At 74.8% G+C, this 11,906-nt stretch carries 15 protein-coding genes; all 15 read right to left on the bottom strand.

The features are described 5' to 3' along the window. Positions 1 to 204 precede the first annotated feature (204 nt). A complete protein-coding gene (locus SNE206_RS07355; RefSeq protein ID WP_407912551.1) occupies positions 205 to 948 on the bottom strand; it encodes a VIT1/CCC1 transporter family protein in 744 nt (247 codons plus the stop codon). Between the two features lie 206 nt (positions 949 to 1,154). Further along, on the bottom strand, positions 1,155 to 2,189 hold the full coding sequence (lgt, locus tag SNE206_RS07350; RefSeq protein ID WP_407912550.1) for a prolipoprotein diacylglyceryl transferase: 1,035 nt from the start codon (positions 2,187 to 2,189) through the stop codon (positions 1,155 to 1,157). A gap of 84 nt (positions 2,190 to 2,273) precedes the next feature. Beyond that, on the bottom strand, positions 2,274 to 3,131 hold the full coding sequence (locus tag SNE206_RS07345; RefSeq protein ID WP_407912549.1) for a DsbA family protein: 858 nt from the start codon (positions 3,129 to 3,131) through the stop codon (positions 2,274 to 2,276). Between the two features lie 78 nt (positions 3,132 to 3,209). Beyond that, complete coding sequence (locus SNE206_RS07340) at positions 3,210 to 3,725, bottom strand: MauE/DoxX family redox-associated membrane protein (protein WP_407912548.1); 516 nt, start codon at positions 3,723 to 3,725, stop codon at positions 3,210 to 3,212. 139 nt (positions 3,726 to 3,864) lie between these two features. Further along, on the bottom strand, positions 3,865 to 4,179 hold the full coding sequence (locus SNE206_RS07335) for a hypothetical protein (protein WP_407912547.1): 315 nt from the start codon (positions 4,177 to 4,179) through the stop codon (positions 3,865 to 3,867). Between the two features lie 162 nt (positions 4,180 to 4,341). Next, on the bottom strand, positions 4,342 to 5,151 hold the full coding sequence (gene trpA, locus SNE206_RS07330) for a tryptophan synthase subunit alpha (protein WP_407912546.1): 810 nt from the start codon (positions 5,149 to 5,151) through the stop codon (positions 4,342 to 4,344). Positions 5,152 to 5,153: 2 nt separating this feature from the next. Next, on the bottom strand, positions 5,154 to 6,425 hold the full coding sequence (gene trpB, locus SNE206_RS07325; RefSeq protein ID WP_407912545.1) for a tryptophan synthase subunit beta: 1,272 nt from the start codon (positions 6,423 to 6,425) through the stop codon (positions 5,154 to 5,156). Positions 6,426 to 6,471: 46 nt separating this feature from the next. Next, positions 6,472 to 6,621: a tryptophan biosynthesis modulator TrpM gene (gene trpM, locus SNE206_RS07320; protein WP_405013822.1), complete on the bottom strand. Its 150-nt coding sequence runs from the start codon at positions 6,619 to 6,621 to the stop codon at positions 6,472 to 6,474. Between the two features lie 9 nt (positions 6,622 to 6,630). Next, complete coding sequence (gene trpC / locus SNE206_RS07315) at positions 6,631 to 7,437, bottom strand: indole-3-glycerol phosphate synthase TrpC (protein ID WP_407912544.1); 807 nt, start codon at positions 7,435 to 7,437, stop codon at positions 6,631 to 6,633. 270 nt (positions 7,438 to 7,707) lie between these two features. After that, positions 7,708 to 8,139, bottom strand: coding sequence for a DUF2752 domain-containing protein (locus SNE206_RS07310; protein WP_407912543.1), 432 nt, complete (start codon positions 8,137 to 8,139; stop codon positions 7,708 to 7,710). A 103-nt stretch (positions 8,140 to 8,242) separates the two neighbouring features. Continuing rightward, entirely contained in the window at positions 8,243 to 8,503 is a 261-nt protein-coding gene (locus tag SNE206_RS07305) for an HGxxPAAW family protein (protein ID WP_407912542.1), read from the bottom strand. 110 nt (positions 8,504 to 8,613) lie between these two features. Then, positions 8,614 to 9,219, bottom strand: coding sequence for a TIGR02234 family membrane protein (locus SNE206_RS07300; RefSeq protein WP_407912541.1), 606 nt, complete (start codon positions 9,217 to 9,219; stop codon positions 8,614 to 8,616). 7 nt (positions 9,220 to 9,226) lie between these two features. Further along, positions 9,227 to 9,715: a Uma2 family endonuclease gene (locus SNE206_RS07295; RefSeq protein WP_407912540.1), complete on the bottom strand. Its 489-nt coding sequence runs from the start codon at positions 9,713 to 9,715 to the stop codon at positions 9,227 to 9,229. Between the two features lie 127 nt (positions 9,716 to 9,842). Next, entirely contained in the window at positions 9,843 to 11,369 is a 1,527-nt protein-coding gene (locus SNE206_RS07290) for an anthranilate synthase component I (protein ID WP_407912539.1), read from the bottom strand. 48 nt (positions 11,370 to 11,417) lie between these two features. Next, on the bottom strand, positions 11,418 to 11,792 hold the full coding sequence (gene hisI, locus SNE206_RS07285; RefSeq protein ID WP_407912538.1) for a phosphoribosyl-AMP cyclohydrolase: 375 nt from the start codon (positions 11,790 to 11,792) through the stop codon (positions 11,418 to 11,420). Between the last annotated feature and the right edge of the window lie 114 nt (positions 11,793 to 11,906).

The following is an 11,906-nucleotide window of genomic DNA, read 5'->3' as shown; positions in this document are numbered from 1 at the left end:
GCGTCGCACAAGGTAAGCCTGCAGGCATCGTCCGAGGTCAGCCACCCCGGCCACGCGCCGGGGCGCCCCCACCGGCCGGCACCGGGCCCGCCACGCACGGCAGAAGGCCACGGGGGCAGGACGGGCAGCGGCCGGCCGACAGCAAGCAGGAGGCAGCAGGAGGCGAACGGCAGGCGGCGGCCGACAGACAGGCAGGCAGGCGGCTCAGCCGACCTGGCCGCCGATCACCGACCCGAGCAGGAAGGTGAGCCCCGCGGCCGCACCGCCCAGCGCCAGCTGGCGCAGTCCGCTGAACCACCAGCTGCGCGCGGTGACCCGCGCGACCACGGCACCGCACAGGAACAGGCCCGCCGTCGCGAGGAGCAGCGCCGGCCAGAGCGCGGTGGCCCCGAGCAGGTACGGCAGCACCGGCAGGAGCGCGCCCACCGCGAAGCAGGCGAAGGAGGACGCGGCGGCCACGAGCGGGGACGGGAGGTCGTCCGGGTCGACCCCGAGCTCCTCCCGGGCGTGCACGGCCAGGGTCTGCTCCGGGTCGCGCGAGAGCTGCCGGGCGACCTCGTGGGCGAGTTCCGGGTCGACGCCGCGCGCGGTGTAGAGCTGGGCGAGTTCGGCGAGTTCGCCGTGCGGGTTGCGGTGCAGCTCCAGCCGTTCGGCCTCGATCTCGGCCTCGACGAGCTCGCGCTGCGAGGCCACCGAGGTGTACTCCCCCGCCGCCATCGAGAAGGCGCCCGCCGCGAGCCCGGCGAGCCCGGTCAGGACGACCGTGCGGTGGCCGACGTCGCCGCCGACCACGCCGGTCATCAGGGCGAGGTTGGAGACCAGGCCGTCCATCGCGCCGAACACCGCCGGCCGCAGCCAGCCGCCGTTGACGTCGCGGTGGTGCCCCTCGTCGGGGATGCGCGGCTGGGGTTCTCCGGTGGTGGTCGCGGCTGTCGCGGTCGTGGTCATGGCGGTGCGCCCTCCCCTGTCGGATGTCGCCCCGCACAGCCGGTACGGCGACTCTGCCGTGGAAACCGGGCTGCCCCCTGGGCGCTCACCTTTCGAACGTAGCCCGTTGACCTGGGACTTTCCAGCAAAGTAAGGCTGTCCGAACATGCTTGCGGCCGCCGGCCACGGGAGGTGGCAGGCGGCCGCAGGGCCGGGAACATCGCAGGTCAGACGGCCTGCCCGGGGGTGACACCGTCCTGGGCCGAGGACCGCTCCGTGGTCGGCGGGGTGTCCGAGGGGCGGGACGGACCGTCGGCGGGGTCATCGGCACTTCCGATACCGCCCGCCTCGGCCTCGCCGTCGGACGCGGCCTTCGCGGGGACGGCGCCGTCCCCGACGCCGTCGCCCTGCGCGTCGGCGTCGTCCGCGGGGCGGGAGGCCGGGTCGATGGAGTCCGGTGCCTCACGGCCCGGGCGCAGCTTCGCGGAGACGACCAGGTAGACCACCGCGCCGATGAAGACCAGGATCGACGTCCAGTCGTTCAGCCGCAGGCCGAGGATGTGGTGCGCCTCGTCGATGCGCAGGTACTCGATCCAGAACCGGCCCACCGTGTACGCGGCGACGTACAGCGCGAACGCGCGGCCGTGGCCGAGGGTGAAGCGGCGGTCGGCCCAGATCACCAGCACGGCGACGCCGACGCACCACAGCGACTCGTACAGGAAGGTCGGGTGGTAGACGCCGTCGATCACGGTGCCGTCGGTCTCCACCTTGTGGATCTCCAGGCCCCAGGGCAGCGTGGTCGCCTTGCCGTAGAGCTCCTGGTTGAACCAGTTGCCCCAGCGGCCGCAGGCCTGGGCGAGGGCGATGCCCGGCGCGATCGCGTCGGCGTACGCGGGCAGCGGCACCCCCCGTCGGCGGGCGCCGATCCACGCACCGACCGCACCGAGGGCGATCGCGCCCCAGATGCCGAGGCCGCCCTCCCAGATCTTGAAGGCGGCCCAGGCGTTGCGGCCCTCGCCGAAGTACAGCTGGTGGTCGGTGATGACGTGGTACAGGCGGCCGCCGACCAGGCCGAAGGGCACGGCCCAGACGGCGATGTCGCCGACGGTGTGCTTGGCACCGCCCCGGGCGACCCAGCGCCTGCTGCCGAGCCAGACGCCGACGACGACGCCGATGATGATGCAGAACGCGTAGGCGCGAAGCGGGACCGGTCCGAGGTGGAGGACGCCCCGCGACGGGCTCGGGATGTATGCGAGATCCATGGCAGGGTCGACGCTACCCTGTCGGGGCCGCCGGACCGGCACCGGTACGGGTCACATCTTCCGAACGGTCGCGGGGCCGGGCCGTCAGGGCGACGGCGGGGTGTTGGACTCCGCCGCGGTGCTGGACGGCGCCGGGCTCTGGCCGTGCGAGCCGGGGGTGCCGAGCTGCTTGCCCGCGTTGGCCTCGTCGACCCACTTCACGAGGTTCTCCGGGGAGATCTGCTCGTCGCCCTTCGACGGGTAGACCGGCTCGCCATTGAGCAGCAGGGTGGGGGTCGACTTGTAGCTCGACTTGTCGAAGTCCTGCTGGACGGCCGAGACCCAGTCGCCGTAGGTGTTGTCCCGGACGCACGCCTCGAAGGCGGGGGTGTCGAGCCCGGGGACCTTCTTGCCCAGGTCGACCAGCGTCTGCTTGTCGCCGAAGGCGTCGGAGGTCTCGTCCGGCTGGTTGCGGTAGAGCACGTCGTGGAAGTCGCGGAAGTGCCCGGCGTCCTGCGCGCAGGCCAGGGCGTTGACGCCGTACTTGGAGCCCTTGCCGCCCAGCGAGCGGTCGATGAACGACACCAGGTGGTAGTCGACCCGGAGCTTGCCCGCGTCCTCCAACTGGTCGATGGTCGGCGAGAACGTCCGCTCGAAGCTGCCGCAGGCCGGGCAGCGCGGGTCCTCGTAGACGGTCAGGACGGACGGGGCGTCGGCGCCGCCGGAGGGGATGACGAGGTTCCTGTCGCCGGTGGCGCCGGCCGGGTAGGCGACGGGCGTCTCCGGCTTGGACCGCTGGTTCTGCACGATCACGCCGGTGACGACGGCGGCGGCGATCACCGCGAGCACCACGCCGCCGACCACCAGTTGCTTCTTGCGCTTGCCGCGGGCCTCGTCGGCGGCCCGCTGCTGGGCCATCCGCTGGCGGGCGGTGCGCTTGCCGTCTCGGTTCTTCTCGCTCATGGGTGCTGTGTCCAAAGCCGTGTCCGGTCGTCGGGAGGGGGAGGGTGGGGGCGGGCGGCGGGGCCGGGGCCCCGCCGCCTAGGCCGCGAGCCAGGCGTCGGCCGAGAGCTTCGTCCGCGGCCGGGCGATCAGCCACGCGGACATCAGCAGGAAGCCGGAGTCGCGGAGGATCTCCTGGAGGTACTCGGTCTTGGAGGCGTCGACCGTGCCCCCTCCGCCGAAGCAGCCGCAGTCGATCGAGATGCCACGGGCCCAGGCGGAGGCGATGCCGGCGATGAAGGCGAGCAGCAGCAGGGCCGAGACCGCGGCGACGATCCGGGTGCCGAGGCCGATGACGAGCAGGAGGGCCAGGGCCAGCTCCAGGAACGGCAGCCCGTACCCGATCGGCTTGACCAGCGACTCGGGGAGGATCTCGTAGGCGCGCACCGCCTGCGCCGCCTCGGCCGGGTCGGCGATCTTGGCGAGGCCGGCCCAGCCCCAGACCAGGGCGAGGCCCAGCCGGACGGCCAGCCCGAACCACTCGGCGGCCGGGCCGTCCAGCGCCCGGCGCAGCGCGCCGGGCCGCCTCGCCTCGACCGTCTGCGGACTGGCCATCGGACTCCCCCTCGGAGTGGTGCGGCTGCCGCGGGAGCGGCTTCCTGACGGATGAACCGTAGGGGAAGCCGTCCGGTTCCTCCACATTGACGAATTAAGCCGAAAGGGTGATGAATTGAGCGGTGGTGTCCGGTCTGTTCTAAGGGGTCCGGCGGTGCGCCGGGCCGCACCGGCCCGGCCCGCCCTCGCCGGGCCGCGGTCCGGCCCCGTCCGCCCGGGGCGGGAGGGCGCCCAGGTCCGCGACCGCGGCGGCGGCCTCCACGCAGGCGCGGGCGTTGCGCTCGGCCTGTTCGGCACCCCGTCTGGCCAGTGCCTGACCTGCTGCGGCCTGCACCCCGAGGGCGGCCCCCAGGGCGAGGGCGGCCGCGGAGGCACGGAGGAGTACGGCGCGGTGCAGGAACGGCACGGGCAGCCCTTTCGACCGGTCGGCCTGGGTGAACGGTGCACGAACCACGGGGCGCGGACGGCACGGTCGACCCGTCCCTCCACTCAACGCGGGTCAATCACCGTCGATGCGCCGGCCGCCCGCTCTCCACTCGTCCGGGTGAACCTGGCTGCGGCCGGGAACGCCGACGGCCCGTCACCTCCTCTGAGATGACGGGCCGTCGGACGGGGGTCAGCGCTTGCGGACACCCGCCGCGAGGTCGCCGGCGAGGTCGCGGACGGCGGCCAGCGCCGCCTGCTCGTCGCCGTCGGCGTCCAGGATCCGCTGGACGAAGGCGGAGCCGACGATGACGCCGTCGGCGAAGGCCGCCACCTCGGCCGCCTGGGCGGCCGTGGAGACGCCGAGGCCGACGCAGACCGGCAGGTCGGTGGTGGCCCGGGTGCGGGCGACCAGGTCCTCGGCGAGGTTGCCGACCTGGGCCCGGGTGCCCGTGACGCCCATGACCGCGGCGGCGTACACGAAGCCGGAGCCGGCCGCGGTGACCTCGGCGAGGCGCGGGTTCTTGCTGCTGGGGGCGACCACGAACACGGTGTCGAGGCCGTGCTCGCCCGCCGCCTTGCGCCACTCCGCGGACTCCTCGACCGGCAGGTCGGGCAGGATGCAGCCCGCACCGCCGGCCGCCGCGAGGTCCGCGGCGAACCGCGCCGTGCCGTAGCGGTCGACCGGGTTCCAGTAGGTCATGACCAGCACCGCGGCCTCCGGGTGCGCCGCGGCGACCTCGGCGACGGTGCGCAGCACGTCCTTGATGCGGACGCCGCCGCGCAGCGCGATGTCGTCGGCGGTCTGGATGGTGGGACCGTCCAGCACCGGGTCGGAGTGCGGGAGGCCGACCTCGACGATGTCGCAGCCGCCCTCGACGAGGGCCTTGACGGCCGCGATGCCGCCGTCGACCGACGGGAAGCCGGCGGGGAGGTAGCCGATCAGTGCGGCCCGGTCCTCGGCCTTCGCCGCGGCCAGGATGGTGCTGAGCTTCGATGCCATGGTCACTTGCCCCCGCCGGTCTCGGTGTTCTCCGCGTCGTCCTGCGCGGCCTGCTGCGCGTCGTACAGACCGAAGTACTCGGCCGCGGTGTGCATGTCCTTGTCGCCGCGGCCGGAGAGGCTGACGAGGATGGTCGCCTCCGGGCCGAGCTCGCGGCCGAGCTCCAGGGCGCCGGCCAGCGCGTGGGCGCTCTCGATGGCCGGGATGATGCCCTCGGTGCGGGAGAGGAGGCGCAGGGCCTGCATGGCGGCGTCGTCGGTGACCGGGCGGTACTCGGCGCGGCCGGTGTCCTTGAGCCACGCGTGCTCGGGGCCGACGCCGGGGTAGTCCAGGCCCGCCGAGATGGAGTGCGACTCGATGGTCTGGCCGTCCTCGTCCTGGAGGACGTAGGTGCGGGAGCCGTGCAGCACGCCGGGGTCGCCCTTGGTCAGGGTGGCGGCGTGCCTCGGGGTCTCGGCGCCCTCGCCCGCGGCCTCGCAGCCGACGAGGCGGACGCCGGAGTCGGGGATGAACTCGTGGAAGATGCCCATCGCGTTGGACCCGCCGCCGACGCAGGCGACGACCGCGTCGGGGAGGCGGCCGGTGCGCTCCAGGACCTGCTCGCGGGCCTCGACGCCGATCACGCGGTGGAAGTCGCGGACCATCATCGGGAAGGGGTGCGGGCCGGCGACGGTGCCGAAGAGGTAGTGCGTGGAGTCGACGTTGGCGACCCAGTCGCGGAACGCCTCGTTGATGGCGTCCTTGAGGGTGCGGCTGCCGGAGGTGACGGCGACGACCTCGGCGCCGAGCATGCGCATGCGGGCGACGTTGAGCGCCTGGCGCCGGGTGTCGACCTCGCCCATGTAGATGGTGCAGTCGAAGCCGAAGAGGGCGCAGGCGGTGGCGGTGGCGACGCCGTGCTGGCCGGCGCCGGTCTCGGCGATGATCCGGGTCTTGCCCATCCGGCGGGTGAGCAGGGCCTGGCCGAGCACGTTGTTGATCTTGTGCGAGCCGGTGTGGTTGAGGTCCTCGCGCTTGAGGAGGATCCGGGCGCCGCCGGCCTCCGCGGAGAAGCGGTGGACGTCGGTGAGCGGGCTCGGCCGCCCGGTGTAGTCCTTCAGCAGGCCGTCGAGTTCGGCGGTGAAGGCCGGGTCGGTCCTGGCCTTCTCGTACTCCTCGGCGACCTGCTCGACGGCGGCGACGAGCGCCTCCGGGATGAAGCGGCCGCCGTAGGCGCCGAAGTAGCCGCGGGCATCGGGCACCTGGGCACCCGGAAGGTAGTCCTTCTCGGACATGGTCGAACGTCCTCATGGGTCGATGGAAGGGCGGACGGAGCGCGGTTCAGCCGCGCGGACCGCGCCATCGACGACCGGGGACCTGGCCGGGCTCGCAGCCGATCACGTAGCGCACCCGCCGCCCCAGCACCCGGCGTGCGGGCGCGCGGCAGCCGCGGGGGCGGCAGCCGGGGGCGAGGCGGGAGGCGAGTGACATGGCGGTGGGTCAGCCCTTGTGCCGGATCGCGGGGTGCACGCCGGCCGCGACCAGGTCGGCCACGGCCGCCTTCGGGTCGCGGCCGGTCACCAGCGACTCGCCGACGAGGACGGCGTCGGCGCCGAGGTTGGCGTACTGGATGACGTCGAGGGGGCCGCGCACACCGGACTCGGCGACCTTGACGATCCCGGCGGGGATGGCGTCGACGACGTTGCCGAAGGTGTTGCGGTCGACCTCCAGCGTCTTGAGGTTGCGCGCGTTGACGCCGATGATCTTCGCCCCGGCGTCGACCGCGCGGGCGATCTCCTCCTCGTCGTGCACCTCGACGAGCGGCGTCAGGCCGATCGACCCGGCCCGCTCGATCAGCGAGACCAGGGCCTCCTGTTCGAGGGCGGCGACGATCAGCAGGGCGAGGTCGGCGCCGTGGGCGCGGGCCTCCCACAGCTGGTAGGCGGTGACGATGAAGTCCTTGCGGAGCACCGGGGTGTCGACCGCGGCGCGCACGGCGTCGAGGTCGGCGAGCGAGCCGCCGAAGCGGCGCTGCTCGGTGAGCACGCTGATCGCGGCGGCGCCGCCGGCGGCGTAGTCCTGCGCGAGCGCGGCCGGGTCGGCGATCGCCGCCAGGGCGCCCTTCGAGGGGCTGGAGCGCTTGACCTCGCAGATCACCCGGACACCGTCGCCGCGCAGCGCGGCCACGCCGTCCTTGGCCGCGGGCGCCTTGGCGGCGAGCTCCTTGAGCTCGTCCAGGGAGACCTGGGCCTGTCGCTCGGCGAGGTCCTCACGGACCCCGTCGATGATCTCGTCGAGCACACTCACGAGAGCGCCCCCATCGTTTGCTGGCAAGGAGCCGGGTGGGCATGGCCTGCCCGGCCTGGTGCGGTCAGCCGTCGGAGGTGTGTCGCACGGACCTCGCGGATCCTTCGTGCGCACGCCTGCTCCGTCGGCCCTTCGATGGTATCCGGCGCCCGGCGCGCGCGGCGCATCCGCCCGGCGCGCGTCTCGCGGAGCGGACCGGTCCGCCGGGCCGTCCGGGGCCCGCGGCGGGCGGAAGGCGCCCGGCGGGGGCGTCCGGGAGGCTCCGGAGGGTCAGAGCGGCAGCGGGCCGAGCCCGGCGCCTGCCGGGAGGTTGCGCAGCACCGTGAAGAGCACGAGGACGACGGCCGCCACCACGGTCTGCCGCAGGGTGACCGCGAACCGCGGCGGCGGGCCCCCGGTGAGGGCCGCCCACGCCCAGCGCAGCCAGAGGACGGCCGCCGCCACCGCGAGCACCATGACCAGCAGGTTGTCGTGGCCGGCGGCGTTGAGGTCGCCGTGGGCGAGGGCGTGCACGCAGCGCAGGCCGCCGCAGCCCGGGCACCACCAGCCGGTGGCCTGCAGCACCGGGCACACCGGGTAGTGGCCCGGCGCGTTGGGGTCGACCCGGGCGACGTACGCGGTCGGCAGCGCGACGGCCACCAGCGCGGCCAGCGGGCGGGCGAGCCGGCGGCCGAACGGGGCGGGGGCGGCGGGAGCGTTCACGCCGCCGATTGTCCCCCGTCGGCGGGCGGCCGTCCGGGAACGGGAACGGCGGGCGTGGCGCGCCCGCCGTCCGGTGCCTCCGACCCGCAGGTGCCGCAGCCGGTCAGGCCGCGGCGACCGGCGTGCGCTCCTCGGCGGCCGCGACCGGGGCCGCGGGGGCGAAGTTGGTGCTGGGCTGACGGCCCATGCCGGCCATGGACATCGCCTTGCCGACCACGCCCGCGACCACGACGATCGCCAGGCCCGCCCAGACGAGCAGGACGTTGGGGATGATCATGGCGACGCCGCTGACCGTGAAACCGATGAAAGCGATGGTCACGCCGGTCCAGGCGGCGGGAGTGTGGCCGTGCGCTGCTGCCGACATCTGATGGTGCTCCTTGTTATCCGGATCCCGGCCGGCGGCCCGTGGGGCGCGGCTGGTTGACCCTTCCATTGTGCCGGGCCCTCACACCCATCCCCAAGGCGGCCCCGGGCTCAGCGGGTGGGATCTTCGCCACGGTCGAGGGCCTTCCACAGTTCCGCGGCGCTGTCGACGGGACGGGCGGCCCGGGGCGCGGGCGCGGCCCTGCGCGCCGGCGCCTCGTAGCGGGCGCCCATCGCGGGCCAGTTCCGGCCCGCCCGGACGGTCACGGCGCCCGCCAGTGCCAGCAGGACGCCGCCCGCCGCGGCCACCCAGGGCCAGGGCGTGTGCGTGACCTGCTCGGCGTGCGCGCCGGCGAGCGCGAGCCGGCCCGCGGCCTCGGCGTCCAGCCCCGCGGTGTCGGTGACCCCGGTGACGGCCGCGGCGACCGCGCCGAGGCCGGCCAGCAGCATGAGGACCCCGACGGCGGCCCGGGCCCGGCCGCGGACGGCGAACACCGCCACGGACGCGGCCGCCACGGCCAGGGCGAGCCCGCCGGGCAGGCCGGTCAGCCGTGAGCCGGTGGCGCTCACGCCGAGGCGGCCGCCGGCGGTGCCGGTGACGATCCCCTCGGCCCAGGTCCGGCCGGTCGCCGTCAGGACGAGCACGGCGCCGAGCACGGTCAGCAGCAGCATGAGGGAGAGGGAACGGCGGCCGGGGCGGGGTGCAGGTGAACTCACCCGTCCACTATCCACGACGGCGGCCGCGGGCCGGTCGGGCGGGGTCCGCCGGGAGGCCCGCGGTGTCGATGACCAGCGTCCGGCCGGCGAGCTGCAGGTGGAGGTCCTCGCCGAACGGCACCTTCTCCGCGAGGCGGTACGCGCCGGGACGCTGCGGCTCGGTGTGCACCGTGCAGGCGGCGGCGGCCGGGTCGACCGCCACGTACACCGGGACGCCGGAGGCCGCGTACAGCCGCAGCAGGCCGGCGAGGTCCGGGCCGGGGGCCGGACGGGGCAGGACGTCGAGGACGGCCTCCAGGTCGGCGGCGGCCCAGCGCCCGTCGCCGCCGGGGGCGGCCCCGGGGGCGGTGACCGCGAGGTCCGGGACGTAGCCGGACGGCGCGCCGGGGAGGTCCACCGCGGGGTCGCGGAGGACCTCTCCCTGCCCGCCGAGCTGGGCGGTGATCTGCGGCTCCGTGCCGCCGAGCAGCTGCCGCCGGCTGCCGCCGGCCGTCATGCGGGCCTCGTGGTGCGTGTCGCCGTCATCCGAGCGTCTCCCGGTCCGGCCTCGCCTGTCCGGCCGTCACCCGGCCGGGCCGTCCCCCTCCGTCCCGGGTGACCGGTGCCCCGGGCGGCCGATGTCCTCACGATACCGGCGATGCCGGCGGGCGCAGGGTGTTGGCGGTGGCGACGGCGCGGAGCACCGCGGCGGCCTTGTTGCGGCACTCGGTGTCCTCGCCGTGCGGGTCGGAGTCGGCCACCACGCCGGCGCCGGCCTGGACGTACGCGGTGCCGTCGCGGAGCAGGGCGGTGCGGATCGCGATGGCGGTGTCGGAGTCGCCGGCGAAGTCGAGGTAGCCGACGCAGCCGCCGTAGAGGCCGCGGCGGGTGGGTTCGAGCTCCTCGATGATCTGCATGGCGCGCGGCTTGGGGGCGCCGGAGAGCGTGCCGGCGGGGAAGCAGGCGGTGAGCACGTCGAAGGCGGTGCGGCCCTCCGCGACCCTGCCGGTGACGGTGGAGACGATGTGCATGACGTGGCTGTACCGCTCGATCGCCATGAAGTCGACGACCTCGACGGTGCCCGGGGTGCAGACCCGGCCGAGGTCGTTGCGGCCGAGGTCGACGAGCATGAGGTGCTCGGCGCGCTCCTTGGGGTCGGCGAGGAGTTCGGCGGCGAGGTCGGCGTCCTCGTGCGGGGTGGCGCCGCGGTGCCGGGTGCCGGCGATGGGGTGCAGCATCGCCTCGCCGTCGCTGACCTTGACGAGCGCCTCCGGGCTGGAGCCGACGACGTCGAAGCCGCCCTCGGCGCCGCCGCCCGGCCCGGGGAAGCGGAAGAGGTACATGTACGGGCTGGGGTTGGTGGTGCGCAGCATCCGGTAGACGTCGAGGGCGGAGGCGGGGCAGGGCACCTCGAAGCGCTGGGAGGGCACCACCTGGAACGCCTCGCCGGCCCGGATGCGCTCCTTGACCGTCTCGACGGCGGCCCGGTAGGGCGCGCCGCCGAACGGCGAGTGCGCCTCGGCGGCGGTCGGGGTGAAGGTGGCGAGGCCGGGGTCGACCGGCTTCAGGAGGTCGGTCTCCATGGCGTCGAGGCGGGCGACGGCATCGGCGTAGGCCTCGTCGACGCCGCTGTCCAGGTCGTTGTGGTTGACGGCGTTGGCGATCAGCAGCACGGTGCCGTCGGCGTGGTCGAGGACGGCGAGGTCGGTGGCGAGGAGGAGGGTGAGCTCGGGGAGCTTCAGGTCGTCCGGGGTGAGGTCGGGGAGCTTCTCCAGCCGCCGGACGACGTCGTAGCCGAGGTAGCCGACCAGGCCGCCGGTGAGCGGCGGGAGGCCGTCGTCGGTGCGGCGGGGGGTGTGGAGGGTGGCGAGGGTGGCGCGCACGGCCTCCAGCGGGTCGCCGCCCTGCGGGATGCCGACGGGCGGGGTGCCGTGCCAGCGGGCGGTGCCGTCGGGGTCGGTGGTGAGGGTGGCGGCGCTGTGCACGCCGACGAAGGAGTAGCGCGACCAGCTGCGGCCCTGTTCGGCGGATTCCAGCAGGAAGGTGCCGGGGCGTTCGCCGGCGAGGCTGCGGTACAGCCCGATCGGGGTGAGGCCGTCCGCGAGGAGCCGGCGGGTGACGGGGATGACCCGGGTGTCTGCGGCGAGTCGGCGGAAGGCCTCAAGGTCCATGGGAGCGTGCACCGTTCGGGGAAGGGGCGGGCTTGGATGGGGAGAAGACTAGCGAGCGACGGGGAGAACGTCGGCGTCGAAGCAGGTGCGGGCGCCGGTGTGGCAGGCGGCCCCGGTCTGGTCGACCTTGACGAGCAGGGTGTCGGCGTCGCAGTCGAGGGCGACGGACTTCACGAGCTGCACGTGGCCGGAGGTGTCGCCCTTGACCCAGTACTCGCTGCGGCTGCGGCTCCAGTAGGTGCAGCGGCCGGTGGTGAGGGTGCGGTGCAGGGCCTCGTCGTCCATCCAACCGAGCATCAGCACCTCGCCGGTGTCGTACTGCTGGGCGATGGCGGGGAGCAGGCCGTCGGCGGAGCGCTTGAGGCGGGCCGCGACGGCCGGGTCGAGGGCGGTGGTGCCGGGCGCGGCAGGTGTGGAGGACATGGGGACATTCTCGCAGGTCCGCTCCGGCGGGTCGGTCGGTGCGGGGCGGGGCCCTCGCAGCCGTCCGGCCGGACGGTGCGGACGGTGCGGACGGCGGGCGGCCCGGCAGGGCAT

It is taken from the genome of Kitasatospora sp. NE20-6, assembly GCF_045862635.1.
Note: the sequence above shows the minus strand (reverse complement) of the source record. Positions and strands in the feature narration are given on the sequence as shown.